General features: G+C 67.2%; 24 protein-coding genes and 2 pseudogenes. 6 read left to right on the forward strand and 20 right to left on the reverse strand.

The window, feature by feature from the left end; all coding sequences use genetic code 11:
• Positions 1 to 8 precede the first annotated feature (8 nt).
• Positions 9 to 236, reverse strand: a pseudogene (locus tag ACFPGP_RS22200) (tyrosine-type recombinase/integrase); the annotation flags it as partial.
• A 200-nt stretch (positions 237 to 436) separates the two neighbouring features.
• On the reverse strand, positions 437 to 1843 hold the full coding sequence (locus tag ACFPGP_RS22205) for a hypothetical protein (RefSeq protein WP_378593508.1): 1407 nt from the start codon (positions 1841 to 1843) through the stop codon (positions 437 to 439).
• A 253-nt stretch (positions 1844 to 2096) separates the two neighbouring features.
• Here ACFPGP_RS22205 and ACFPGP_RS22210 point away from each other — a divergent pair, with 253 nt between their 5' ends.
• A complete protein-coding gene (locus ACFPGP_RS22210; protein WP_378593510.1) occupies positions 2097 to 2390 on the forward strand; it encodes a hypothetical protein in 294 nt (97 codons plus the stop codon).
• A gap of 525 nt (positions 2391 to 2915) precedes the next feature.
• Here the strand turns inward: ACFPGP_RS22210 and ACFPGP_RS22215 are convergent.
• From ACFPGP_RS22215 to ACFPGP_RS22255, 9 genes are read right to left on the reverse strand one after another with little or no spacing between them, the layout of a single operon-like run.
• The gene (locus ACFPGP_RS22215) at positions 2916 to 3980 is read right to left on the reverse strand and encodes a tartrate dehydrogenase (protein WP_378593511.1); all 1065 of its coding nucleotides are present in this window, start codon (positions 3978 to 3980) and stop codon (positions 2916 to 2918) included.
• Positions 3977 to 5170 carry a C45 family autoproteolytic acyltransferase/hydolase gene (locus ACFPGP_RS22220; RefSeq protein WP_378593512.1) on the reverse strand — a complete coding sequence of 398 codons (1194 nt, stop codon included), beginning with the start codon at positions 5168 to 5170 and terminating at the stop codon, positions 3977 to 3979. The genes ACFPGP_RS22215 and ACFPGP_RS22220 overlap by 4 nt, the downstream gene beginning before the upstream one ends.
• The gene (locus tag ACFPGP_RS22225; protein WP_378593513.1) at positions 5167 to 5967 is read right to left on the reverse strand and encodes a polysaccharide deacetylase family protein; all 801 of its coding nucleotides are present in this window, start codon (positions 5965 to 5967) and stop codon (positions 5167 to 5169) included. Before ACFPGP_RS22225 ends, ACFPGP_RS22220 begins: the two co-directional genes overlap by 4 nt.
• Positions 5968 to 5970: 3 nt before the next feature.
• A complete protein-coding gene (locus tag ACFPGP_RS22230) occupies positions 5971 to 6756 on the reverse strand; it encodes an SDR family NAD(P)-dependent oxidoreductase (RefSeq protein WP_378593514.1) in 786 nt (261 codons plus the stop codon).
• Positions 6757 to 6798: 42 nt separating this feature from the next.
• A complete protein-coding gene (locus ACFPGP_RS22235) occupies positions 6799 to 7215 on the reverse strand; it encodes a VOC family protein (RefSeq protein ID WP_378593515.1) in 417 nt (138 codons plus the stop codon).
• 11 nt (positions 7216 to 7226) lie between these two features.
• Entirely contained in the window at positions 7227 to 8360 is a 1134-nt protein-coding gene (locus ACFPGP_RS22240) for an ABC transporter ATP-binding protein (protein WP_378593516.1), read from the reverse strand.
• Complete coding sequence (locus ACFPGP_RS22245; protein ID WP_378593518.1) at positions 8353 to 9180, reverse strand: ABC transporter permease; 828 nt, start codon at positions 9178 to 9180, stop codon at positions 8353 to 8355. The genes ACFPGP_RS22240 and ACFPGP_RS22245 overlap by 8 nt, the downstream gene beginning before the upstream one ends.
• The gene (locus tag ACFPGP_RS22250; protein ID WP_378593520.1) at positions 9177 to 10052 is read right to left on the reverse strand and encodes an ABC transporter permease; all 876 of its coding nucleotides are present in this window, start codon (positions 10050 to 10052) and stop codon (positions 9177 to 9179) included. Before ACFPGP_RS22250 ends, ACFPGP_RS22245 begins: the two co-directional genes overlap by 4 nt.
• Positions 10028 to 11155, reverse strand: a complete 1128-nt coding sequence (locus tag ACFPGP_RS22255; RefSeq protein WP_378593522.1) for an ABC transporter substrate-binding protein — start codon at positions 11153 to 11155, stop codon at positions 10028 to 10030. Before ACFPGP_RS22255 ends, ACFPGP_RS22250 begins: the two co-directional genes overlap by 25 nt.
• Before the next feature lie 131 nt (positions 11156 to 11286).
• Here ACFPGP_RS22255 and ACFPGP_RS22260 point away from each other — a divergent pair, with 131 nt between their 5' ends.
• Positions 11287 to 12342, forward strand: coding sequence for a LacI family DNA-binding transcriptional regulator (locus ACFPGP_RS22260; protein WP_378593524.1), 1056 nt, complete (start codon positions 11287 to 11289; stop codon positions 12340 to 12342).
• Between the two features lie 42 nt (positions 12343 to 12384).
• Here ACFPGP_RS22260 and ACFPGP_RS22265 read toward each other — a convergent pair.
• From ACFPGP_RS22265 to ACFPGP_RS22280, 4 genes and pseudogenes are all read right to left on the reverse strand, one after another.
• A pseudogene (locus tag ACFPGP_RS22265) lies at positions 12385 to 12645 on the reverse strand (helix-turn-helix domain-containing protein); the annotation flags it as partial.
• The gene (locus ACFPGP_RS22270; RefSeq protein WP_378593526.1) at positions 12545 to 13228 is read right to left on the reverse strand and encodes a nuclease-related domain-containing protein; all 684 of its coding nucleotides are present in this window, start codon (positions 13226 to 13228) and stop codon (positions 12545 to 12547) included. The gene ACFPGP_RS22270 and the pseudogene ACFPGP_RS22265, both read right to left, overlap by 101 nt.
• Before the next feature lie 256 nt (positions 13229 to 13484).
• Positions 13485 to 14528 (reverse strand): TIGR03032 family protein, encoded by a 1044-nt coding sequence (locus ACFPGP_RS22275; RefSeq protein WP_378593528.1) that lies wholly within the window; start codon positions 14526 to 14528, stop codon positions 13485 to 13487.
• Positions 14529 to 14622: 94 nt separating this feature from the next.
• Positions 14623 to 16317, reverse strand: a complete 1695-nt coding sequence (locus ACFPGP_RS22280) for an ELWxxDGT repeat protein (protein ID WP_378593530.1) — start codon at positions 16315 to 16317, stop codon at positions 14623 to 14625.
• A gap of 1323 nt (positions 16318 to 17640) precedes the next feature.
• Between ACFPGP_RS22280 and ACFPGP_RS22285 the strand changes: the two genes are divergently transcribed.
• The 3 genes from ACFPGP_RS22285 to ACFPGP_RS22295 all read left to right on the forward strand — a co-directional run bounded on the left by ACFPGP_RS22285 (position 17641) and on the right by ACFPGP_RS22295 (position 20673).
• Positions 17641 to 18234, forward strand: a complete 594-nt coding sequence (locus ACFPGP_RS22285) for a hypothetical protein (protein ID WP_378593532.1) — start codon at positions 17641 to 17643, stop codon at positions 18232 to 18234.
• Positions 18235 to 18547: 313 nt separating this feature from the next.
• Positions 18548 to 19939, forward strand: a complete 1392-nt coding sequence (locus ACFPGP_RS22290; RefSeq protein ID WP_378593533.1) for a hypothetical protein — start codon at positions 18548 to 18550, stop codon at positions 19937 to 19939.
• On the forward strand, positions 19936 to 20673 hold the full coding sequence (locus ACFPGP_RS22295) for a DUF5677 domain-containing protein (protein WP_378593535.1): 738 nt from the start codon (positions 19936 to 19938) through the stop codon (positions 20671 to 20673). Before ACFPGP_RS22290 ends, ACFPGP_RS22295 begins: the two co-directional genes overlap by 4 nt.
• A 33-nt stretch (positions 20674 to 20706) precedes the next feature.
• On the opposite strand, the gene ACFPGP_RS22300 is transcribed toward ACFPGP_RS22295, so the two are convergent.
• Together ACFPGP_RS22300 and ACFPGP_RS22305 are read right to left on the reverse strand one after the other, a co-directional pair.
• Positions 20707 to 21390: a hypothetical protein gene (locus ACFPGP_RS22300; RefSeq protein ID WP_378593537.1), complete on the reverse strand. Its 684-nt coding sequence runs from the start codon at positions 21388 to 21390 to the stop codon at positions 20707 to 20709.
• A gap of 234 nt (positions 21391 to 21624) precedes the next feature.
• Positions 21625 to 21891, reverse strand: a complete 267-nt coding sequence (locus ACFPGP_RS22305; protein ID WP_378593540.1) for a hypothetical protein — start codon at positions 21889 to 21891, stop codon at positions 21625 to 21627.
• Positions 21892 to 21969: 78 nt separating this feature from the next.
• Between ACFPGP_RS22305 and ACFPGP_RS22310 the strand changes: the two genes are divergently transcribed.
• Positions 21970 to 22656 carry a hypothetical protein gene (locus tag ACFPGP_RS22310; RefSeq protein ID WP_378593542.1) on the forward strand — a complete coding sequence of 229 codons (687 nt, stop codon included), beginning with the start codon at positions 21970 to 21972 and terminating at the stop codon, positions 22654 to 22656.
• A 256-nt stretch (positions 22657 to 22912) separates the two neighbouring features.
• Here ACFPGP_RS22310 and ACFPGP_RS22315 read toward each other — a convergent pair whose 3' ends face one another.
• The 3 genes from ACFPGP_RS22315 to ACFPGP_RS22325 form a co-directional block, all read right to left on the reverse strand.
• Positions 22913 to 23188, reverse strand: a complete 276-nt coding sequence (locus ACFPGP_RS22315; RefSeq protein ID WP_378593544.1) for a hypothetical protein — start codon at positions 23186 to 23188, stop codon at positions 22913 to 22915.
• A gap of 134 nt (positions 23189 to 23322) precedes the next feature.
• The gene (locus ACFPGP_RS22320; RefSeq protein WP_378593546.1) at positions 23323 to 24054 is read right to left on the reverse strand and encodes a hypothetical protein; all 732 of its coding nucleotides are present in this window, start codon (positions 24052 to 24054) and stop codon (positions 23323 to 23325) included.
• Positions 24055 to 24140: 86 nt separating this feature from the next.
• Positions 24141 to 24560 carry a hypothetical protein gene (locus tag ACFPGP_RS22325; protein WP_378593548.1) on the reverse strand — a complete coding sequence of 140 codons (420 nt, stop codon included), beginning with the start codon at positions 24558 to 24560 and terminating at the stop codon, positions 24141 to 24143.
• Between the last annotated feature and the right edge of the window lie 1163 nt (positions 24561 to 25723).

Here is a 25723-nt window from a genome sequence, read left to right on the forward strand (position 1 = left end):
CGGTCCACGTGGGCCGGGCCCAGGGCGCTCAGGGGCAGGCCACCCAGGTAGGGCTCCAAGTACCTCCGGACATGGCCCTCGTAGCTCGCGTGAGTTGAGGGCCGCAGGGCCTGCTTGCCCCACAACCACTCCTGCAAAAACTCCGCCACCGAGACCTCAGGTTCAAGGTGGTCAGCTTGGTCGCGACCCACCAATGCGAGCCGTCGCGATTGCTTTGGCGTGATTGACATAGACATTCCTCCTCGGAATAGAAAAAGCCCGCATCCCGACACGAATGTCGAAAGATGCGGGCTAGGAGTCACCGGCCTATTGCCGGGACTTGAATCAGTCACTCAGTCAGGGCCAACTAAGGGCTCACGTCTCCTAAGTGATACTTCATTATCTCACGGAATGGCCACCAATAGGGATCCGATTGCCACGTTCTATCAGGCAGCACCTACCGCCCAGGGTTGTACTCCCCCGTACGACTTGGCGAACTGCTGCCTTCGCCTGGGCCCACTTGGGCGACGGGTTCGGCACCGTCTTGAGAAGAGATGGCCGTCGAGGCCAGAGCGACTGGTTCCTCGTGAGGCACGACCTCGGGTTCCCGCATCCTCGGCGGCGCGGCGGCCCAAGGTTTCAAGAACTGCACGACATCGCCGTAGAACGAATCGACTAGATCCAGTACCGAGTCGATAAACGATCCCCTGCCTCGTCCTCGCTTTGCGCCCATCGGGACGCTCATTGCGATGCGGAAGGACCGCAGCTCCTTCTTTGGGTCGTGGATCAGGGCGCCTGGCTCCTGTCGCACGGCGCCAAGGAGCTCGGCGGCTCCGTCGCCCCGGGCGTTGGCGATGAAAGCCTCGATTCGAACACCGTCGGGCGCCGACTTGAGTTGGCGGAGCAGCCAGTTGACTCGGGTTGTGGCACGCCCCTCCTTCGGTGCGTCTACGTCAAGGTGGCAAGTAATGCGACCAGCGCGAAGGTCGGCGGTGACCGTGATCGGCGCAACGGTGTTTGGGATGCGTATGGCACCGGACAGGGAGCCAGTGGAGACCAGCCCCGTGAGCAAGGATTGAGTGCGAAGGCTGGGTTCCGCCAGCTCCTTCCGAGTGACGACGTGCACCACCTCAGTGCCCAGTTGCCTGCCAAGTCGCAGGCTGGCGTAGCGCAGGAGGGCATCGAATCGAGCGGCAACCTCTGGGGCGGACTTGTCAGTCGCCCTCAACGTCCCCTCGGTCACTGCTTGGCGCACCGTGACCCAGTTCGATCCCATGTCCTCCATCTCCATGGCGCCGGACCGGGGGTGCTCCAAGTAGCGGATTAGCTCGCCCAGAATCCACGCCTGTTCGGGATCACTGATCCCTCTGTGCTCCTTTTGCATCACTGCGGCCGACAGCAAGTACGTCCAGGACCAATGGTGCAGTTCGACCTTGCGCAGTTTCCGCTTATCCACCTTGGTTGGATGCTGACCCGCGATAGCTGGGATCTCATTGCTGATGGTGATCAGAGCATCGAAACCTTGGTCGCGGGCAACATCTAGATAGTTCTCCAACTGCTCGGTCTGCAACTCGTTTCGACCGGTCTTTACCTCGACCAGCGCGGTCCAGGATCGATTGCCTCGGCGCACTCGGATTAGTCCGTCGGGAATCACCTTCTTCTCCCCGACCACAAAGGGGACCTCGACGTAGGTTTCGATAGTTCCGGCAGGGGCTCCCAGTGGCGTGAGCACCGCCCTAGCGAACTCTTTGACGGCGCCGAGAACCGCAAGGTAGGCGGAGGTCGCCCTGCGCTCCTGCTCCTCGGCCCCGGAGATCCCGGACGTGGGAATGAGGCGAGCCTGATGCCACGACTCCTCGGACATGCGAAACCCCCGGTGAAACGATTGCTCGAACGATGACCGAACAACACCCTAGCCAGCCCTGACGCTTTCTTGAGTCTTGCCGCGCGGTACAGCGATGCCGCTTGCCAAGGGATGCTGATCCAGAGCTAGGACCGAAGGTCAAGAGCCTCCCGGTCGGCACGAGATGCCCCGTACCTTCCCCAGCGCTTGCCCGACCGCCAGGAGATGGGTGAAGGTCGGCGTGTATCTGAGCGCACCAGAGGATCGGGGAGACATGAGCACAGCTTTCGAGGCCGAGGGCTACCGGATCGACCTGGAGCAGCTCTACCGGGCCATGTATGAGCAGTCCGTGGTCGAGGACGGCGAGCGGATCTTCCACGGCAACAGCAGCCAGGTGCGCGCTGTGAAGCGGCTGCTCAACGACCTGTTTGGCGTGCCCGTGGGCGACACGATGCACCCGTTGAACAACGCCATCCGCAAGGAGGCCGAGCTCAGGATGGCCGAGCTCGGCTGGGCGGAGAAGGATCAGGGACACTCGGCCCGCTACGTCCTCTTCCGCGAGGTGTAGACCTGCCTCTCGGTCGCGCGGTCAGCGGCCAGTTGAATCAGAGTCGGCAGAGCGAACACGGTCGGAGGAGAAGGTGTCGATTCGGCGGGAGTGACTGCCAACGGGCTGCCACTGCACCTGGACGAGCCAAGATCCGTCATCGAGTCGGGTCTGCATCCTCATCTCGCCCGGGCGCCACTGATCGTCAACCAGGACCTCCACGTCGGGACGTTCGCTGGCGGGTGGTACGACGGGATCTGGCACGGCCGCGAGCCTAGGTGCCCGTTCCGACAGATCCCGGTACTCACCGAAGATCTCCGGGTACGCCTGGTCGAGATCGGTCCACATGCGGATCAGGGTGCCATCTCGACGATCGGTGTGCTCACCGCCATCCATGGAACCGGCTACGGCCACGGCACGACGCACCTCAGTGCTTGTGTGTGTAGCCACCCTCGATGAAGAAGATCATGTCGATCACCTTCGCCCGGGTGTAGCGGACCTCGCTGAGCTGTCCGCTGGTGAAGTCCGTGGTGGGCACGAGGTCGGTCACAGATGGTCGAGGACCGCGCGGACCACGTCCGCCGTCGAGGCCGTGCCGCCCAGGTCCGGGGTGAGCACGCCGGCCGCGGCGGCAGCGTCCACCGCACGACGGAGACGGGCGGCGTCCGCGTCCTGGCCGAGGTGCTCCAGCATCAGCGCTCCGCTCTCGATGGCGCCGACCGGGTTGGCGACACCGAGCCCGGCGATGTCGGGTGCCGATCCGTGCACCGGCTCGAACATGCTGGGGTGGCGACGCTCGGGATCGAGGTTGGCGCTCGCCGCCAGCCCGAGGCTGCCGGCCATGGCGCTGCCGAGGTCCGACAGGATGTCGGCGTTGAGGTTGCTCGCCACGATGACGTCGAGCGAGGCGGGCCGCAGCACGAATCGTGCGGCCATCGCGTCGACCAGGCAGGAGTCGGTCTCCACGTCGGGGTAGTCGGCCCTCAGCCGCGTAAACACCTCGTCCCACAGCACCATGCCGTACTGCTGCGCGTTGCTCTTGGTGACGCTCGTCAGCCGCCGCCTCGGCCGGGTGCGTGCCAACTCGAACGCGTAGCGCATGATGCGCTCGCAGCCCTTCTCGGTGAACAGCGAGGTCTGAACGGCGACCTCGTTCCCCGGCCCACGCCCGGACAGGTTGCGGCCGCCGAGGCCGGCGTACTCGCCCTCGCTGTTCTCCCGGACGACCACCCAGTCCAGATCGGCACCGGTGGTGCGCAGGGGCGTCGGCACGTTCGGGAGGAAGCGCACGGGTCGGACGTTGGCCCACTGGTCGAGCCCCTGGCAGATGCGCAGGCGCAGCCCCCAGAGGCTCACGTGGTCGGGCACCTGCGCCGACCCGACCGCCCCGAAGTAGATCGCGTCGTGCGGGGCCAGCAGGTCGAGGCCATCCTCGGGCATCATTCGACCGTGTTCGGCGAAGTAGCCGCTGCCCCAGTCGTACGTCGTCCAGGCGAACCCGATGTCGGCGTCGCTCGTCCGGGCGACGGCATCGAGCACCTCCCGGCCGGCGGCCACCACCTCACCACCGACGCCGTCCCCGGGGACGAGCGCGATGTCGTAGGTCGTCACGACGCGATGTCCCGCGAACCGCCCTCGAGCTGCTCGCGCAGCACCGCGAGTCGCGACGGCTTGTCAAGCAGCCCCTCGAAGGTCAGCGAGCGGTACTCGTTCTGGCAGGGGTTCCCGTCGCTGAGGTACATCGTGCGGGCATCGAGGTCGAGGACGACCGACATCACGGTCGCCCACTGCTGCCACCGCGGCTCGCGGGGATCGGGGTGGCAGCAGACCGCCGCTGGGAAGTCCGCGTGGTCGGAGAGCGCACAGCGCAACGCGTCGACAGTCAGGGGCGCGATCGACTCGGCGATGGATCGCTGGACGAGCTGGAGGCGCACCAGGCTGTCCGCCATCGCGTAGTGCGCGACGTCCCGGCTCCCGGGGACGTCGCGGACGAAGTGGTTGGTGTGCACCAGGGCGTCGTCCACCGGCAGGATCGGGGTGATGCCGCGGTAGTCGCCCGGAACCGTCTCGAGGTTGACGGCGATCCCGTCCGCGTGCCCGATGAGGTAGTTGCCGGACGAGGAACGCACGTGGTGGGAGGCGATGTAGACGGCATCGCTCAGCGACTCGCAGTCCGCGAACGCCCGGATCAGCACGTGGAACGGGATCCCGGGCTGGGCAGTGTCGGCGGACGTGACGAGCGCGTTCACCGCGACCCCGAGCCCGGCGGAGTTCATGGTCGACTTCGCGAGCAGTCCCGCCTCGACGACGGTGACGAAGTTGGGGAGGTCGGGCTGCTCGACCTCGAGCACGACCAGGCTGTCGAAGCTGTGCACCAGCCAGTCCCAGTTCTGACCGACCAGCGTATGGCCGTCCTCGGTGCGCGACGGCAGCAGCGCGAACGCACTGCACTCGCGCGCCAGCCAGGCCCGCTCGGCCTCCGACTGGCGCACCGTCGCCGCCCAGATCACCTCCGTCCTTGCGTTCATCGTGAAGACGTCCTCGAACGTGACGCCGGTCCCCTCGGCGATGCCCCGCATCTCATCGAGGTACTGCGGGAAGGCGTCCTCGACCGGGGCGACGAGGTGGGAAGTGGCCTCGACGGCCTGGGCCCACGTCCAGCCGACGGACTTCTGGAACGCCTCCTCGTACGCAGTGCGGCAGTGCAGGACCTCCTCCCGCGCCTGCTGCCCGTATTGGACCCCTCGCTCGTGCGCGGTCCCGCTGACCCGGATCCGCCGGTACGGCACTGCTCGACTCACGATTCCTGCTTCCGTGTGTGGGCGGCAATCTCTGCCGCGGTGGCGACCCAGACCGATGGGTCGGACGCCGCACGCCGCAGCAGCTCGTCGAGGAGCGGCAGCCGACCCGGCCGTCCGATGATCTGAGGGTGGAGTGTGTAGACGGCGCACCCGTGCATGGCGGCGATGCCGTCCGCCTCGGCCACCATGATCTGCTCGACCTCGCCGTTGGTGGAGATCTTCTTGGTCCAGGTGTCCGCGGCGAACCAGTAGTGCGCCGCGTCGTCGAGAGTCCAGTGCACCGGGAGCTCGACGACGTCTCGCGACGGGTGGACGTAGGGGCGCACTTCGTCCATGAAGTTCGACGAGTAGTCGAACCCGTGGTCCGCGACGAGGCCGAGCGTGTGCGGGCTGAAGTCCCAGGACGGTGCGCGGTAGCCCGTCGGCACCACTCCTACGTGTCGTAGGGCAGCCAGGCCTCGCTCGAACTCGTCGACCTCCTCGTCGAGGCTGAGCTCGGCCGGTGCCCGGTGCGTGTGGCCGTGGTGGGCGACCTCGTGCCCGGCCTCGAGCACCGACTCCACCGCGGCCGGGTACGTCTCGGCCACCCTGCCGGGCACGAAGAACGTCGCCCGGACGCCGTGGGCGCGAAGCAGCCCGAGCACGGCGGGCAGCCCCACGCGGGGGCCGTAGGCGCCCTGGGACAGCAGGACCGGACGGCGCGAGGCCGTCGGGTCCTCGGCGAGCCAGACCTCCTCGGCGTCCAGATCGAAGGTGAAGGAGGCCGAGGAGGTCGTGCCGGGCGGGGGCGTCGTCACCGGTCAGTCACCGGTGTGCTGGGCGTAGTTCATGCCTGCGGCGAGCCCGCCGTCGACGTGGTAGGGGTGCCCCGTCGAGAACGACGACTCGTCGGAGCAGAGGAACAGCGCCATTGCGGCGACCTCCTCGGGCTTGCCAATCCGTCGCAGCGCGTGCAGGCCAGCAGCGGCCGCCCGCGCGGCGTCCGGGTCGGCGTGCATGTTGGCCCAGTTGGTGACCATGGGGGTCTCGATGTAGCCGGGCACGATGCAGTTGGCGCGGATGTTGTCCGGGCCGACCTCGACGGCGATGGCCCGCGTCATCGACATGATCGCGCCCTTGGCCGCGGCTTGGACGGCGATGGCGTACTCCGGCATGTAGGCGTAGGTGCCCGACATCAGCACGATGGACCCACCGCCGAGCTTCCGCATCCGGGGGATCGCCGCGCGGGCGCACAGGTAGCTCCCCCGCACGTCCACCGACAGGAACCGGTCCCACTGCTCGGGCGCCGTGGACTCCAGCGTGCCCTCGTGCATCGCGCCGGCCTGGGCCACCATCGCGTGCGGACCCCCGAGGCCCTCGGCGGTGGCCACGAGCGCCTCGACGTCGGCCTCCTGCGACACGTCGCAGCGTTGCGCGACCGCCTTGCCACCGACCGCTTCGATCGCCTGGACCACGTCGTCAAGGTCGTCGGTGTTGAGGTCCCCGAGCACGACGGTGGCGCCCTCGGTCGCCAGCCGCTCCGCGATCGCGCGGCCGTTCCCGCGTCCGGCGCCGGTTACGACGGCGACTCGTCCTTGCATCTGCATGGTGTTCTCTCCTCGATGGGTGCTCTGCGTGCAGAGGGAGCCTCAGCTCCACCTGATGTCGTGTGCCTCGCTGAGGCTCAGCTTGTTGCCCTCGACGTCGTAGAAGTGCCTGAAGTAGAACCACGAGCCGTTCGGGTGGCGCCAGGTCTCGGCGTCGCCGCACCACTCGACGCGTCCGTCCAGCTCCGCGATCGCCTTGTCGAGGTCGGCCACGAGAAAGGCCAGCGACTCCAGGCCCGGCCGGTTGTGCTCAATGTCAGGCCCCGCCTTCGGCAGGTGCTCGCCCTCGCCGCGGAAGAAGTACAGGGTGGTGCTGCCCGCGGTCGCGGCGAACCACTGCTCGCGCGGGTCGAAGGGGTACGCCGGGACCATGCCCAGCGTGTTGACGTAGAAGTCGTACATCGCCTCGATGTCGAGGCAGGCGATGTCGTGGTTGTCCATGCCGATGACCAGGCCCACGTGCGTTCCTTTCACTGGGAGGTGGCTGCGTTCTCGGCCGGCGCGGGGTCCGGGAGCCCGGTCGGCAGGGCGACGGCGTCGTCCGCGTGCCAGCCGACGGTGACCCGGGTGCCGGGGCTGCGGACGTGCGCGTGGTGGCTGCTGGTGTTCGGCTCACTGACCATGAGCTCGAGGCCGTTGGCGCAGCGCACGCGGTACTGCGTGACCGAGCCGAGGAACACGGTGTCGGTGATCGTGCCCTCCATGCGCGCGGCCACGTCGCCGGTCGGGTCGAGGAGCAGGTGCTCGGGACGCAGGAGCAGGTCGAACGCCGAGCCGTCGGGGAGGGCGGGGGCGTCCGAGGGGAGCGGCAGGAGCACGCCCGCGGCGGTCTCGGCCCCGGGACCGGTTCGGCGCACGCGGAGCAGGTTCGAGCTGCCGATGAATCCCGCCACGAAGGCCGACGAGGGGCGGGCGTAGAGCGCGTCGGGAGTGTCGACCTGTTCGAGCCGCCCGCAGTTCATCACCGCGATCCGGTCCGACATCGACAGCGCCTCCTCCTGGTCGTGGGTCACGTAGATGAAGGTGATGCCGACCTCGCGCTGGATGCGCTTGAGCTCCACCTGCATCTGCCGACGCAGCTTTAGGTCGAGTGCGCCGAGAGGCTCGTCGAGCAGCAGCACCTGCGGCATCGTCACCAGCGATCTCGCCAACGCGACCCGCTGGCGCTGCCCGCCCGAGAGCTCCGCGGGCATCGCCCGCGACCGGTCGCCCATGTCGACCAGGGCGAGCATCTCGTCGACCCGTCGGGCGATCTCGGCGCGCGGTACCTTGCGTCGCTTGAGGCCGAACGCGACGTTCTGGGCCACCGAGAGGTGGGCGAACAACGCGTAGGACTGGAAGACGGTGTTGACGTCGCGCTTGTAGGGCGGCACGCGGGTGACGTCCTTGCCACCGAGCCGCACCGTGCCCTCGTCGGGGACGATGAACCCGCCGAGCATCCGCAGCGACGTCGTCTTCCCGCAGCCCGACGGGCCGAGCAGGGAGAAGAACTCGCCCCGGCGTACCGACAGGCTGACCGCGTCCACGGCGGTGGCCCTGCCGAAGCTCTTGGTGACGCCGAGCATCTCGACAGCGGCGACGTCGGTGACGGACGGTTCAACCACGAGCGACCTCCTCGGGGCGGCTGCCGCGCAGTTTGCGGACCTGGGCGGTGAGGAGCAGAGAGAGACCGACGGCGAGCACCGTGGCGAGCAGCATCAGCACCCCGATGGCGTTGACGACGGGCGTGACGCCGAACTTGAGCATCCCGTAGATGCGGACGGGCAACGGCGGGACGCCGACGCCGGAGGTGAAGAAGCTGGTGATGAAGTTGTCGAAGCTGAGCACGAACGACAGCAACCCGGCCGCGACGATCGACGGCCACAGCACGGGAAGTGCGACCAACCGGAACGCATGCAACCGCGTGGCGCCCAGGTCCATCGCGGCGTCCTCCACCTCGGGGTTGAGCAGCGCCAGCCGGCTGCCGACCACGACCGCCACGAAGGCGAGGCACAGCACTGTGTGGCTGACGACCACGGTCGTGGTCGAGAGGGGGATGCCCAGCTGGGTGAACAGCAGAAGCAGTGCCACGCCGGTCGCGGTCTCCGGCGTCAGCACGCGCAGGAAGACCGAGCCGTTCGTCGCACCACCGACCCGGCGGCTGCCGCGGCGGATGCCGACAGCGACGAGGGTCCCCAGCGCGACGGAGGCGACCGAGGCGATCACGGCGATCACCACGCTCAGCCGCAGCGAGGCGAGCAGGTCGGCGTCGTCGAAGAATGCGCGGTACCACCGCAGGCTCGCGCCGTCGAGCGTGGTCAGCGACGCGGACGAGTTGAACGAGAAGACCGCCACGACGACGAGCGGTGCGAACAGGAATGCCAGCGTCGCCCCGGTGACGACCCACAGGAACCGCGGACGGTCGATGCTTCCCGAGCCGCTCACGGCAGCACCTCCGTGACCCTGCCGCGACCACGCTGGACCACAGCGGTGAGCGCCACGCACAGCACGAGCAGCACGATCAGGGTCACGGCGAGGGCGGACCCGAAGGTCTGCGATCCCGACGCCACGAACTGGTCGGAGATGATGTTGCCGATCATCGTGTTCGAGGGACCGCCGAGGAACTGAGCCGTTGCGAAGTCGCCGAGCACCGGCAGGAAGACGAGGAGGCAGCCACCGACGACGCCCGGCCGGGTGGCCGGGAGCGTCACGTGGAAGAAGGTCTGACGCGGGCTCCCGAAGAGGTCCTTCCCGGCGTCGATCACCGACGGGTCGAGGTCCTTCAACGACGCGTAGAGAGGCAGCACCATCAGCGGCAGGTAGCCGTAGACGAGACCGGCCACGACCGCGAACGACGTCCCGGTCATCGACACCGGCCCCGCGCCCAGGCGGTCGAGGGTCTGGTTGAGCAGGCCGCCGTCGCTGAGCAGCTGCTTCCAGGCGTAGATCCGGACCAGGTAGTCGACCAGCCAGGGCACCGTGACCAGGACGATGATCGCCCCGCCCCAGCGGCCGGCGAAGCGGGCCGCGGTGTAGGCCACCGCGTAGCCGAGCACCAGGCAGCACGCGGTGGCCGCCACCGAGTACTCGACGGTGCGCAGGACCACGGCCGCGTTGTAGTCCTGGAAGACGAGTCGGTAGTTGTCCAGCGTCGACCCGAGCTGCGGACGACCAACGATGTCGGTCGTCCCGAACGAGAAGACGACCAGCATCCCGAGCGGGACGAGGAACAGGAGTGCCAGCGTGATCGAGCCCGGCAGCAGCAGCAGCGTCCACTGCCGGCGCGACGCCGCTACGCCGCCTTGAACCGGTTCCACTGCTGCGTCCAGAGGTCCTTGCGTGCCCCTGTGGCTGCTTCGCGCCACAGGGCGTTCTCGTAGTAGTCCTCCCCCACCATCAGCGACGGAAAGTCCTTCATGACCTCGTCGTAAGCCGCGTCGCCGGCCTTGGTGCCGGCCAGCTGGCCGGTGTAGCCGACGTTGCGTGCCGACATCTCCGGCGACAGGATCCAGTCGATGAAGAGCATGGCCGTGCCGGGCGCCTTCGCGTTGGCCCCGATGGTCAGCAGGTCCATGCCGAAGGGCACGCCCTCCGTCGTGGTGACCTCGAAGTCGAGCTGGTCGGCGTACTTCGAGTCCTTCATCAGTGCGAAGGCGTCGGGCACCCAGGCGTGGTGGATCCAGGCGTCACCGTTGCCGACGTTGGTGCGCGAGTCGTTCGAGACGCCACCGAGCTTCGGCTTCAACGCGATCAGGCCGTCGACCGCGGCGGTGACCGCCTCCGGGTCGTCGGAGTTCAGGTCCTCGCCGTTGCGCAGGAGACTGGCGCCGATCGTGTCCGGCTGGTAGTCGAGCACGAAGACGTGGCCGGCCGCCTCGTCGTTGTCCCAGAGGTCGTTCCACGACTGGGTGGGGGACATCTTGTCCGTCCGGTAGACGATGCCGGTCGGGCCGCCCGAGTACGGCACCGAGAAGAGGTTGTCGCCGTTGTCGTAGGCCGGCTTCTGGAAGTAGTCGACGACCTCGCCCCCGTTGTCGAGCGCGTCGAGCGCGAGAGGCATGAGGAGGCCGCCCAGGATGGACTGCGGCATGTAGGCGCTGTTGTTGGTGACCAGATCGTAGGGCTGACCCGCGGCGAGCTTCTGCAGCATCGTGTCGTTGGAGTCGTACGGGACGATCGAGACCTTCACGCCGTACTTCTTCTCGAAGTCGCTCACGATCGAGGGCTCGACGTAGCCCTCCCAGGTGAACCAGGTCAGGTCGCCGTCGGCCTCGGGCGCGACCGTGGCCTTGCTCGCCTGCGGCGAGCTGCTGCTCGAGCTGCCGCCGCAGCCCGCGAAGGCCGCAGCGCCGGCGAAACCGGCGAGGCCGGCCAACACGGTGCGGCGCCTGAGGAGCTGAGGGACTGAGTCGTTGCTCATCTGCGGTTCCTCTCGGGACGGGGGGCGAACGTGACGCCAGTCACCCACCTGACGTGGTTCCGGACGGTAGTGCATAAAACGTTTTATGACAATGGCCGTCCTGCGCGTCGCCATCGCCTAGAGTTCCGGACATGGCACGGCGCGCACCCCGCACGGACGACAACGAGGAAGGCGCTGCCCGCCGTCCGACCATCCACGACGTGGCTGCCAACCTCGGCGTCTCGCTGTCCACGGTGTCCCTCGCCCTCAACGGCAAGGGCACCATCTCCGAGCAGACGCGCCAGCGGGTGGTCGCCGAGGCCGCACGCGTCGGCTACGTCGCGCACCCGATGGCACGCGGCCTGCGCGCGGGCCGGACCAACGTGTTGGCGCTGAGCGTCCGCTCGCTGGACTTCGGAGGCAGCTACCGGCCGGAGGGTGTGGACCACTTCAGCCGCGTCGCCGGCGCCGCCGCCTTCACCGCCCTCGACCGGGGCTTCCGCCTGATGCTCGTGCCGTCGACCGACGCGCCCGGCGACGAGGATCCCCGGTGGGCGGACGGCTACGTCATCGAGGACCCCCGGTCCAACGACCCCCTCGTCGAGCGTCTGGTCATGGACGGCATCCCGGTGGTCACGATCGGGTGGGACCCCGCCCACAAGTCGCGCACCGCATGGGTCTCCAACGACGACAAGTCCGCCACCCGGCAGGTCCTCGACCTTCTGGCCGCCCGAGGCGGTCGCGACATCGTGTTCGTGTCCGGCACCGAGCCGAACTCGTGGAACGACGTGGCGCGCCGGACCTACCGTGCCTGGGCCAGGGAGCACGGCCGGACCCCTCGCGTGCTCCGGCTGCCCGAGGACGGGGGCGTCGAGGCCGGTGCCCGGCTGGCCACGGAGCTCATGGGGCAGCCCGACGCACCCGACGCGGTGTTCTGCCAGACCGGCCGTCACGCCGGCGGGTTCGCATACCGCTGCCGCGAGATGGGCCTCGAGGTCCCGCGCGACTTGCTCATCGCCGCCGGGAACGACGCCGAGCAGGCCCGCAACAGCGACCCTCCGATCACCGCCGTAGACCTCGGCGCCGAGTCGCTCGGCCGTGAGGCGGTCGAGCTGCTCGCCGACATCATCCTCGACGGCTCGACCGAAAGGTCCCGCGTCGTGCCTGCTCGGCTCATCGAGCGCGCCTCGACGAGGACGCGCCGCTGAGTACGGCCGACGGCACGTAGTCTCGTCGACGAAGAACTGCGTCCGCCGAGCGCCACCGTTGCCGGCGACCTCGCGACTGATGGTCGAGGGTGAGCGGCCAAGGTCCGCGGCGATCCGGCGCAGCGACCAACCCGCGGCCAGACCGCGACTGATCTCCTCACGCTCCTCCAAACTCAGCCGACCCACCCCACGAGGCCGTGGGTCAGGCCTGATCCCACCGCCCGGCACCAGGTAGGCCCGTACCGTGCCGGTCGACAAGCCCAACGCCCGAGCCGCTGGCTTCACCGCAAGCCCGGCCCGCAGCCGCGACCAGAATCTCGTCCATGTCCGCCCACGAGGAGCTTCTCGGTTCGAGGTCGGAGAAGGCCGAGTTCGATTCGACGGCGGGTCGGCCTCGGTACCGCTTGGCGTCGATGACGTAGACCCCGCTGGGGGTGATGGCGATGTGGTCGATGTTGGCGCGACTGCCAGGGATCCGTCGGTCGTGGAGGACGAGCAACTTGTCGGAGGCCAGTTGGTTGAGCCGTCGCCCCAGCCGCTCTTCCCCCACGGCTCCGGTGTCCCACGCGACGATGGATTGGGGGGCTTCGCTCAAGGCGTGGATGAGTCCACCCAGCCTGGGGTGCTTGGTGCGGATCTCCCGCTCGCGGCGCTGGTGGCGCCGTTCAAACTCACGGCGCGCCGACGCACCCGGAACTCCCGGATGCAGCACCTCGGGCTGTTCCGCGTCGGTCACGGTCTCGTGGGGGTGCTCCAGGCACCGGACCGTCTTGTTGCCGCGCTCATGTATCGCCTCGGCGCCTGCGGGGAGCTCGTGCTCGCACCCGCGACAGTTGCCGGTGTACTTCAAGCGCATCCGCTTCTCGTCCGGGACCGAGTCACCCACATCGGCGACGGTAGCCGCCAGAGGATCGCCTGGCCGCCGATTCGCCCACGGACCAAGGTAACCAGCGCCGGGACTGGTTGAGCTTGTTGATCGGTCCTTCGAATGGCGTGCTGGCGTCGGGCTGCTGATCGTGATGCCACTCACCGGCCCCGGGGGAAAGGGAAGAAACGTCTTCGGACTCCTTATGCGGTGCTGCATCGGCGCGTCGGGGAACGTTGTGGCAGGTGCCCACTCGGTGCCGGGCCGGCGGGGGCGCTCACGCGAGGTTTGGAGGTCGCTCGCTGGGTAGCACCCAGACCTCGTCTCCGGTGTCAGGTCCCCCGCCGAGGGTCGGGCAGCGCGTCCGGGGCGCGACCTGCACGTCGAAGATCTCCTCCACGCCGTTGGCGAACTGCAGCGTCGCGACCGTGTTGCCGGTCGCGAGCTCGATGATCCCGATGCCGCACTTGAGCTGGTCGTGGTGGGCCGCGATCGGTGCGCCGCCGAAGATGGCGGTCTCGCGGATCCTGGAGAGCCCGATGAAGGCCAGGCCGCGATGGATGGCGAGCCCGCGGGCGTACCCGGGGAGGGCCGCGACGGGGTCGCGGTCTCCGGTGGCCGGGTCGACGCGCTCGAGGCGGCCCAGGCCGGAGTTGAGGACGAACAGGTCGTCCTCGTGCCAGCGGGGTGAGTGCGGCATGGACAGGCCGGTGGTCACCGCCTCGCCGGAAGCGACGTCGATGACGGCCCCGCTGTCGTTGCGAACCGCGCGCCAGCCGCGCGGCTCGTCGGTGCGCGCCATCACGGTCACGAACGCGGGCGACCCGTCTCGCATCGCCAGCCCGTTGAGGTGGCACCGGTCCTGCGCGGCGAGCCCGGAGATGAACGGCGGCCGCCAGCGCGGGACGAAGCTGTGGCGGCCGTCGAGGCCGGCCAGGCAGGAGAACAGCGTGTTGACGATCCACAGGTCCGGTTCACCGGTCTCGGAGGTGCCCCACGCCATCTCGTGGCACTGGATCGCGCCCGTGACCGTCGAGGCTCGCGGCAACCAGCAGCGGTCGAAACGGCCCGCCGGCGCCATCGCGGGCGCGATGTCGGAGTGCTGACGCAGCGACCAGACCTCCGCCCTGCCTCCGACGGCCAGCCACTCCGCGCCGAGGGCGATGCCCATCGCCTGGTCGAACCGGCGGAAGGAGAAGCTCAGCTGCCCGTCGGCGACACCGACCGCGACGAGCTGCCCGGCCTGGTAGGTCGAGATGAGCAGCGAGCACGCCGCTTCCTCCAGCAGGCGCGGGAACAGGTCGCTGTGGAAGTACCGCACCTCCGTCCCCTCGGCGTTCGCTCCCCCGACGCCTGCTCCCTCGTCGCTCGTGGTTATCGGACCCGGCACCTCCTCAGCGGGCCTCATCGCCACATCACCGCATCCGCAGGACGTAGCGGTGGGCGTAGCTGCGGTCGGGCGCGTCGCAGGGGGTGAACGTGAACCGCGCCCTGACCGGGAGCCTCCCGGTCTGCTTGAGCTGCCTCAACCCTGCCCTTGTGGGGGCCAGCGTGACCCAGACCGGCTCTCCGACGGCACTGGACGCGGCCGCCGTCTTGAACTGGGAGTCGCCGACGGGGGCAACCGTGACCCGCCCCGTGGCATCCACGTCCACGCTGATCTTCATCGTGCCGGTTCGGGTGTTGGGCGTCTTGTAGCCGACAAGGAACCAGCCCCCCTTGTTGATGTCATTCACCATGGTGGTGCCGGCCCGGGTGCCGTCGGACTTCCACACCTCGTAACCGAGGCGCCCGTTGTCGTCGGTGAAGAAGAGGGTCCCGCCGACCTTGATCAGGTTGTACGGCCCGCCATCGCGAACGCGGTCGGGGGTGATGTTCTTGACCAGGACGGTGCCTGTCTTGGTGCCGTCCGAGGTCCACAGCTCCTTGCCGTGCACGCCGTCGTCGGCGCTGAAGTACAGCGTCTCGCCGACCGCGGTCAGGGAGTGCGGTCTGTCTCCGTCGCGTCCGGGGGTGATGTCCTTGACCAGGACGGTGCCTGCCTTGGTGCCGTCCGAGGTCCACAGCTCCTCGCCGTGCACGCCGTCCCGGGCGGTGAAGAACAGACTGCCCCCGACGTCGGTCAGCCAGCCCGGGCGGCTCGAGTCCTGGCCCCGGCAGATGTCCTTGACCATGAAGGTGCCGGCTTCGGTGCCGTCCGAGGTCCACAGCTCGCGGCCGGTGGTCGCATCGGTGGCGCGGAAGAAAAGCGTTCCTCCGACGTCGGTCAGCGCGCCGGGGCGAGCGCTGCCCGCAAGGTCCTTAACCAAGATGGTGCCGGCGTCCGTGCCGTCCGAGGACCACACGTCGCGACCGTGGACGCCGTCAGCGGCGGTGAAGTACAGGGTTCCCTGGACGTCGGTCAGTGAGTACGGGTAACTCTCGTGCCGGCCCGGAAGGATGTCCTTGACCAGCACGGTGCCGGCCTCGGTGCCGTCGGACGTCCACAGCTCCTGACCGTGAACGCCGTCCTGGGCGGTGTAGTACAGGGTTCCCTGGACGTCGGTCAGCAAGCTCGGGTAGCTGGAGAACCGGCCCGGGCGGGTGTCCTTGACCAGGACCGTCCCGGCCTCGGTGCCGTCCGATCTCCACAGCTCCCAACCGTTTTCGTCGGAAGCGGTGAAGAAGAGGGTCCCGCCGACCTCGATCAAGCCCCTCGGGTAGCTGCCGGCGTCACCCGGAACGATGTCCTTGACCAGGACGGTGCCGGCCTCAGTGCCGTCGGACTTCCACAGCTCCTTGCCTTGGTCGTAGTCGTACCTGGTGAAGAACAAGGTGTCCCCGACGCTGGTCATGTCGGAGATGTAGCTGTAGGTGCCCCCGTGGAAGTCCTTGACCAGGACCGTGCCGTCCGCCGTGCCGTCGGACTTCCACAGTTTCCCGCCGCCGTCAGTCAAGTCCTCGGCCTGGAAGAACATGGTCCCGCCGACGTCGACCAGCTGGTTGGGGAGGCTTCCCGGGGTGTGCGGGTTGTCGCACAGCGCCCGCAGAGCGTCGGAACCAGCAGCCGCTGTCCCGCAGGGACCAGCCGGGGCCGCCCCGGCGTCGGCGGCCAGGGGTGCTGCGGCCACCGGCGTCCCCAAACCCGCTGTGACCATCGCCGCCACAGACACAGCTGCGGTGGCGGCAGCAGCCGTATGGGTTCCGGCTCCGGGTCGCGCCCGACGGGCACCACGACGGATCATCTTCTTCCTGGCAACACGCGCCCTCTCGACCTGGTACCGCGCGCGGCGTCGTCGACTGCTCATCACCCTTCCTCCTGCTCAGAGGTGGCCTCGCTTCATGACTGCGTTCCGACGGGTGCAGGGATCTGGCGTCCACCGGGCCGATGACGGCGTGCTGGCCGGTGGCACCTTGGAGCACCTGACCTCGAAGGGGTCGTCTTCGAACGCGGACGCTGGAAGTTCCCGGTTCTCGTCTGGGCACCGCATGTGGGCCCCCGTCGTTCGCTCTCAGTTCGGCTCGGCTCGCTCGAGGGTCGGCCGCTGGTGCTCGACCTCGTCGGCGATCCGCTGCCCTCCAGCGTGCGCCCCCGGTCGACCTCGCCGCCAGGGTCCTAGGGCCCGATGCCTCCACTCCGTCCCTTCCGGGAGGGAGGACGACTCAGGCGGAAGAGCACTCCTGGACCCATCCGCTCACTGCCGCTGAGCGTGCGGTGGGCTTGAAGCCTCGCCGGGCGGGCCCAAGGAGATGATCATCTTCAAGTCCACGCCTACAGGAGCTGATCCGAGACGTGACCGCGACGGTGATAGGGCTATCTATGCGTTGCTCCCATTCGGGACTCGGCCAATGGGTCTGGCAGATCAGGCCGACATCAAGGTGATCAGCTAGCTCCCTCCGAGCTGACGCATGTCATGCCGATGGCAGGCGTGGCACGGACGAACTCCTACGCTCCGGCCACAATGCCCACGTATCGAATGTTCAACCTCAGCGGCCCCCCGGGCCAGGGCCTGACCAATAGAGCTCGACTTCAACTCCAGGGACCTCTGACAGTTTGGCAGGCTGGGCTGCCAGATAGCCGGTTTCGACCCTTCCGTCCCACCGCTGCGAACATTCGCACACGCGAAACAGGTCTACTGCTGCCCCGGGGCCGACGCCAATCGCGAGCGGGCGCAACGCCGAAGGCCGCGTGGCGCCCTCGCGGAAACACCGTCCCGTTCGTCGCGATCTACCTTCTGGGCGGCGCGCGGGTGATACGCATGTGGCTGAGCGTTTGGCAACCTGAAGGGCGCGCGATGCCAGGAATCTTCATCACCAAGGGCATGGATGTCCGAGCAACCAACATCAAGATCCCTTTGGACGGATCAGCTCCGCCGCCCGTAACACTGAAAGTTCGCGTAGACACTTGGCATCACTGGATGTTGGTGGGATGCGACAACACAAGACTTGCGGGCATGGAGGAGAGCACCCTGCACGGCCACGTGGTCCAGGGAACTCCCGAGGCGGGGTTGGGTGACCTAGAGGCGCTCGCCATGGAAGCCGAGTTTCGCGCTGCCATGACTGCCATCGCAGCCTGCGCCTTCGCGGTGGACGCCTTTTACACAACCATCGTGGAGCGCTTCGGGCCCCATCCCGACGCCCAAGCCTGGAAAAGGAACCGAACGGCTCGACACGCTCAGATTGCTGCGACGCTTCACTACCACTTGAAGATCAAGAGCTCAGCCATGCCGACGGTCCGCGAGTTCCTCAGCGAGCTGTTCAGATTCAGAGACCTGGCTGTGCATCCGCACGCGCAGTTTCAAGAGACGGTCTACCGGCCTGACATCGATGCAGGCGTCGAGCCGCGCTTTGTCACGTTTTCGGCGCAGCACGCGAGGACCGCGCTTGGGCTCACGGTTGAGTTGTTGACTTCTCTCGTGGAGAAGGCGAAGGGGATCGCGCAGGGCGACAACGCGAAGTGGGTCGAGTTTGCTGAGGGCCGCGCGGATGTAGTGCGCGCGGCGGCGATGAGTATCGAGGGGCTGTCCTTTCCCGACGCGGTGGTCTGAAGGGAGCCGCCATGCCCTCTGCTCTGATGCTGACATCGGGACGGGACGCCGAGACCGGCGACGTTGGGCGGCCCAAGACCCCGACATCAACGCGGCGGTCCTGAGGAGCCTGGGGTGAACGGCCACGAAGGTCGACCACGAACGGCGAGATGGAAGGTTGCAGTCCGACCCACGGCTCCGGCACCGGATTACCAATCCGATGCCGTCCCAGTCTGCGGGAGACCCAGGGGTAGAACTCGGCTCGCTGACGAGCAGACCCTCCCGTCGCCGACTCCGTACCGTACCGTCGGCGCCGTCACATACCCTCCGTGACGTGGTCGAGATCGATGCCGTTGTGCATCCCCAGGCAGTCGTCGTGGGGTACGAGGAAGATGATCCTCGCCTCCACACCATGCGCTCGATGGTGGAGGGAACGCTGGTACTGACGGAGTCCGACGATCTCACTGGCCATCGCGAGCTCGACTGGGATCTCTGGGTTCAGCGCGGGCCTGGCGTCGGAGACTCATCCCAGTTCCTCGGCAGCCAGGCGTCCCCGCCCGAGCACATGCACGCACTGACCTTCGGTGTTGAGCGCTTCTCCATGATCGCGCGTCAGGGCGGCGGCTGCTCGCTGCGATACGGGTCCACGAACCACGGCCGGACGATGCGGGTGGCGGACAATCTGCCCTCTGAGGTAGCAAGGCTTGTCAGGCACGAGTTGGTTCCCGCACTGCAGGACCGTGCGTCACGACCGTTCCTGGTAGTTCCCGGCCGAGGCACCTACAACGCCCGAGATGAGCCCGTGCGCCTGCGTGAAGATCTGGAGGACCTGATGGTCCCGTTCCTCTTCGACGCCGACGGCAACGTCATCGCAGGCGCCTTCAGGAAGTACAGCCGCCTTGAGCGCCACCAGTCGGTCGTATGGATGCTGCCACACGACTCTCCCCACCCTGAGCTTTGGCTCGCAGCCGCGATGCGGGAGTGGCACGAGCTGACCCCGGACAGACTCCCCTTTGCGGTCTCGTGGTCGAGCCGCTCCGCGTGGCAGACGCCAGAGGAAGCAGATGCAGTCACCCGCCTCGCGTTGCTGGAGCGCCGACGTGAGGAATGGGAGGCTGACTATGTTCGCGAACGGAAAGCCCTAGAAGCTCATGCGCAGTCTGCCCGCGCTCGCGCGGACGCCGGACTCCGCAGACTGATCACGTCGAAGGGTGAGGACCTGGTGGACGGTGTGACCGAGGCGATCACCGACCTCGGCTTCACCGCGATTGATGAGGATGCACGACGCTCAAGTGAGGGAAGGGCAAGGGCGCACGATCTCACGCTCGAAGACCCGGACCATCAAGGCGAAGTGATCCTTGTAGAGGTCAAGGGCGATGCCAAGGGTGGCGGTGGTTCCATCACCCAGGCGCAGCGTCATCAGCTCCGGTACGCCGTGGAGCACGCTGGTGACTCGCCCGCTAGGTGCTGGCTGATCCTCAACCACTTTGCTGAGCAGGACCCTGATGAGCGCCCTGAAGTGCTGCAAGGGGCAGACGTAGACATCGCGCTGTTCGCCGAGGACGGCGGTCTGTTGATCGACTCCAGGACGCTGTTCGCTCTAGCGATCCGCGTCCGTACCGGTGCTATGACAGCCAGCGAAGCCCGGGCTGTCATGTGGGCGGCTCGGGGTCGCCTATCGCCCAGCTTTGATGCCAGCGCTACCCACCGGGGTGAAACCCCGTGATCTCCGACGACGACTTCGGTCCCATTCTGGAGGACCTGCTGCGTCTGTACCCCGCAATGACAGCACTCCATCTCCGAGATGGCCACCGACGTTCTTCAAACCTGGCCCACGGCTGGTACCAGCGGGTGCGCAGGAGCTGCCTGGCAATCGTCGCCCTGGATCAACTTGGGTACGACTCAGAGGCCGCGCCGATCAGGCGCACCGTGATCGAGCACACCGTGGCACTGAGGTGGCTAGCCAGGGATGGGGACGCCGTGATGGACGTGATGGCGTTGGAACACGTCGCACGCCTGAAGCGACTCAGAACGGCCACAACGTTGGCGAACTGGGCATCCGTCGACCCAGACGCGATGCAGGCCGTGATCGACGACATCGACGAGCAGTCTTGGGACCGCAGCAGGGAAGAGATGAAGTACTTCTCGAAGCAGAACCCAGGGCAGAGTGAGCTGGTCTTCTACTTGGTGGAAGTGGGACGAGTTCACGCTACCTACCAGTCCGCCATCGACTACGCGGACTTGGAACGCAATGCGTTCCGGGACCGATCTGACGACGAGACCGACAACCTCAAGATGACCGCCGACTTCTTGTTGGAGTCCACCGGCTTGTTCCACTCGATGTTTGAAGAGCCCGTCTGGGCTGACGCGCTCGCTGACCTTGAGGCCAGGTCACGCGCTGCCAATGATCGGGTCCGAGCACGACGAGGGCTTCCCCCGCTGGACGAGGACTCGGCGTAGATCCCGGTCGCTCGTGGCGCGCCTGCACGGCAGTCACAGCAGGGATACGGCGGTGGTCAGCGTCGGCTCTACGACTTCCGTCAGGTAGATGGCCTTCGGATTGTCTCCCCAGCGCAGGGACCCGTGAGCCGACGGATGCGAGAAGGTGGCCACGAGGATGCGGCCGAGATCGGTGTCTGATTCGTACAGGTGATCGCCGAGCTGCCTACTGACTGGGAGGTCCCTGTTCACGGCCTTGGCCACCGAGTGGCCCTGCACGACGACGAGGGTTGGCTCCAAGATCTTCATCGTGGCCCGGAAGTGGGTGCCGCAGTTCTGCCACATCGTCCGCGTGGGGCGGCCCTTGCTGCTCTCTGGTGAGCTGGAAGAGCAGAGGAGGCGGTTCACGAGCGCGAACCCGTCGAAGAGGTGGAAGGGCTTCCCGTTGACGGGGTTGACGAACTCGGCCTCGTGATCGGTGCCGAGCCCCAGGCCGAAGATGATCCTCAGCGCGGACGTGGTGCCGCGCATGTGAGGGTTACGTCCCGGGTAGCCGGGATCGGTGTAGTAGTGGCGCGCGAGGCCGCTCACTCCGTGGACCTGCTGATAGCGATCAGCCAGCGAGACCCGCTGGGCAAAGCGCGGGTTCTTTGGCCAGCCCGACTCCTGGCCGACCACGACAACACGCAGCGCTTTGTCGTCGAGCACGAGGTCGTAGCGGTGGCCGACGTGGCTCATGGTCCCCTCCCGGAAGGTGTCCCCATCGCGACGGGAGCTAAAGCACTCGCTGAAGGTCGAGCAAAGGAATTCGTCGTCCCGGAGGAGGCTCTTCTCCAAGTAGCGGCGTAATCGTGCTCGGCGCCTGCGCGTCCCCGGCAGATCGACCTCGATCACGGCATCCCCGCGTCCTGCCAGAGGCAGTGGCAGCAGCAGATCGTGATCTGGATGATGTTAATCAAGGCTTCGAGGTCCTCAGTCGCTCGATGGGGTCGGTGTGCGCCTCGCCGCTGCCTCTACCCGAGCGACCCAGCCTTGGGCCTCGTCGTTGGGATCGCCGTCCAGATCATGCAGGACCTCGCCGAACTGGTACCAGCCTCCCGGCCAACCGTTGATTGGGACCGCGTAGCTGACCCAGCAGCGCAGGGCGCCCTTCTCCCGGTTCCACGTCTCTAGGACGCCGGGATACCAGCGGTCCTTGTAGCGGACCCACACCTTGTCCTGATCAGCGACCTCGCGCACGATCACACGTTAGTTCTTCTGGTCGGCAGCGTTCGACAAGACGGCGACATGACACTCGCCGCGCCGGATAATCGGCCCATGGAGTTCATCGGCCAGGCGATCTTCACCTTGCTGCTGGTTGCCCTCGTGCTGTTCTCCCTCACGCCGTTCATCGTGGGGATCATGGACGGCATCGAATCTTGGCGCGAGAAGCGCGAGATGCGCCGCCGCGGATACGTGCGACGCCGGATGGAATGGCCGGGGAAGTTCGGCCAGCAGTTCGGATACAAGTACACCTACGAGCCGGTCGACGGATGGCCCGAAGACGATGACGGCGCCGATGACGCCCGCCGAAGACCGAAGCCGCATCGCGGCACGATCGAGGACAGGACCGGTGACCGATACGGAGAGGCCCACAAGAAGCTGCGCGCCGCGTGGAAGGACATCATCCGCCTACATGGCGCAGAGTGCCTGGAGCACGACTGCCTCATGCCGTCCCGTCGAATAGAAGCGGGAGCGGCTTGGGACACTTGGGACTTGGCGCACGACCACTCAACGGGCGGCCGCTACGACTACCTCGGTCCGGCCCACAAGCTATGCAATCAAGCGGAGGCATTGCGTAGAGGGGTCACCTGGGACGGTGCTCCACGGCTCGAAGACTTGCTTGCAGAGTCTGCCCGTCTCCGGGAAGCCGCCCGCGACCCGGGTCGCCTGGGGCAAGAAGTCCCATGGTGGCATGAGGTGCCTGAGGACGAGCCTCCCGACTTGGATGAGCCTCCCTACTAGGACCCCCCTCCACCTCTTGGTGTGACCACGGCAGCAGGCGAGGCCACTCGTTCGATGTCCAAGACGACCTCGCCGCCGGGGCGCCCAAGGACGCGCCGGTCAGTGGGGATCTGACCTCGATCATCTGATACTGATTCGCGTGACGGAGCATCTGTGCGGTGGCGGTTCGCGCACGTGAGGGTCGCGGCCACCGGCGTCTGGGTCGCGGCGCGGGAGCGTCAACTCTCGATGTCCCGCACGCGCCTTCGGATCGGGGCTAATTCGGCTCGGGCGCGGCAGGGATGAGATCGAGCCGCTCGTCTGTGTACGAAGTCATGGCTCTAGCGAGCGCGCCGCCGGTGCCTTCCTGATGCGCGAGGTCAGCCCACGCCCAAAGGATCTGCAAGGTCAGGTTGTAGTGGCTCTCGCGCATGTGGTGGGCGAAGTGGCTTCCAGTCCAATCGCAGCGCTGGACGGGACAGGCAATCCGCCGCAGGTGTCTGGGCTCCCTCTGCGCGGCCGGTTCGTCCGTCATGGTTTCGTCTGATTCCACCGGCGTCTCCTGTCCAAGCGCAGTGCAGGGCGGTGATCAGAGCCTAAGTCGATTGCTCTCGCAGCGGGAGGGCCCAGGGGTTCTCGACTGGGGTGATCGCACACCTGCTGATCTTCACCAGCTCCGGCATGGGGTCAGGAGTGCCAGTCGATGGCGCTGGTGACCGCCTCGCACAGACGCTCGACAGTCCCTTCCATCTCGGGGGGCAGCTCGGGACCGGCCCTACGCTGCTCGGTGACCAGGTTGCGGATCTCCTCCCACGTGAGCCAGGCGACGATCTCGGGCACTCGTTCCACCAGGTCCGCGACCGGCGGGCCGGTCCAGTCGGCTCGTTCGGCCACTGCCTCCAGGTCGCCGACCACGGCTTCGAGCAGCTCCACCGGACCCGTGCGCTTCACCCGGACCGGTGGCGGCGAGCCAAGGATCAGCAGGAGAAGTGGCGTGCGCTCCCCCGCCTCCTGCACCACCGCCAGCAGCTCCTTGGCCAACTGCTTCTGCTGAAACGACGCCGACCGGATCCGCTTCGCCTCCACCAGCACCAGCGCCGACTCCGAGCTGAGATAGCCATCGGGTTGGACCTGGACAGCGCCCTCGGGGCCGACGAAGACATCGCCGGGAAGCAGGGTGAACTCAGCCTTCTCCACCTCGTCAGCGACAACTCCCCGTGCGGCGTCGGCGCCATGGGCACGCCGAAACAGCTCACCCAGGAAGCGATTACGGGGCAGGTACGCCAGGGGCATCAACACCTCGGCAGTCAGCACGTTCTCGCGCCCACGCCCACCCTCCCTGTACCTGCGCGCGTTCCCCTCCCACGAGATCTCCTCCAGCAGCCGACCCACCACTGAGCTGTTGGTCATCTCGTCCATGACTGCATTGTGCGGCATCTGTGAGGCCGAGCCGGGGACCTGCTTGGAGGTTAGGCCGACGAGGCCGGTTGCTTCCCCTGGGTTGCCTACGGGGGGTCGAGTTCATGCTGATCATCTCGTCGAACTAGCTCCTCGGCATCGACGGGACCGACCACGAGATAGGCCGGACCGTCGTCGGTCTTCTTCCTCGACGAGTCTGGGTGCAGACCAAGGAGTCGGCACCGCTGGTCGATCACCCGGAGAACCGTCCTGGCTGCTGTCGGGTCACCGTGCAGGGCGTCCTCCCAGAAGGCGTTCAGCAGGCTGTCCAAGCGCTCCGACTCCAGCGTCCGCCACAGGTCGATGTTCTCGATCTCGCGTTCGGACAGCGCCTTGTGTACGGCTCGGTGAGCCGAACCCCGGTGTGCGAACCCGACCTCGGTCGCGATCTCGTCGTAGGACTTTCCCTCCGCTAGCAGTTCAACGGCTCGAAGACGCTTCAGTCTCGCCTGCGCTTTCGGCTTCACACTCGCCTCCTCAACTTGCTGTTGGTCTTCAAGCTCGCGCTTGTGGGGCTTGGTGAAGCGGGCACACTGCGCCCTACCCGTTCGATAGGGACTACAGCGGCTCCGCCTTGGTTTGCGGGGAGGTCTCGCACCTCCTTGCGCACGAGTCGGCTTCGGTATCGCGTCCTGCGACGACCACTCGCTGACGGTCGGAATCTCTACCAACATCGTGCTCAGTTGCCGAGCCTGGATTCTCCCCAGGACCTAGCGCGGGCCACGTCCTTCGTCTCCGTCTGTCGACTCGGCGGGTTGTCTCTCCCGCTCTGCCGGTGCGGCGCTCCTGGACACCGGCGGGGCGAAGGCTCCACTCAGACTTCGAGTGCGTCTTGATCCCATGGGAACGATGCCGTCCAGCCACCCCTGTGGGCTGCGCCGATGGCTCGACTACGCCCAACCATGAGGGCGCCCTCGGTCTGCTCGTGGTGGGGCAACGACCGGGCGAGCACAAGGTCCAGCAGACGTTGGCGTGCCCGGCGAGTCGTGCCGATCTCGACCTTCCCGCGCGTCACGGGTTGTAGCGTGCTCCCGCTAGAGGCCGCACCGAGGCCCAGAGGGAGGGCCATGCTCTGTCAGCAAGGTCACGTGAACGATGCCGACGCAGTTTTCTGCAAGGCGTGTGGCTTGCGGATCGCGTCGCAGGCACATGACTCGACCGCCCGGATACTTCCTCCCCTGCCGGAGACCGGGCCATCAGCTTCCTCTCGCCGTAGCACCGAGGCGCGGACGCCGAATCTCCATGCCTGGTTCATTGGGATCGGCCTCGCGGGGATGGTGGTCTTGGGCTGGTGGGCGATGGGGCAGCCAGGGAGGCCACTTCAAGACGGTGACTACGGCTGCTCCGAAGGCAATCCTCTCGCCCTCCCGGGTCCGGCCGCCACGGTGCAAGGGGGCGAGGTAGTTGATGTTTGGGACTTCGACCTTCGGTCCGGCAAGAAGACACACCTCAGGTGGTCTGACGCAGAACAGACGGGCCCCAAGGAGTTCACGGTGATGGCTGGCCCAGCCGGGACCGGCCCGAGCGACTGGCGCCCTTACGTCTGCACCGACGACTAAGAGGCGCCTAGCTGTACCCGGCCGTCAGGTTGGTTGCAGTCGACTGATTGGTGGCTTGCCTCCGAGTGCGC

It is taken from the genome of Nocardioides taihuensis (genome assembly GCF_042657275.1).
Lineage (GTDB): Bacteria > Actinomycetota > Actinomycetes > Propionibacteriales > Nocardioidaceae > Nocardioides > Nocardioides taihuensis.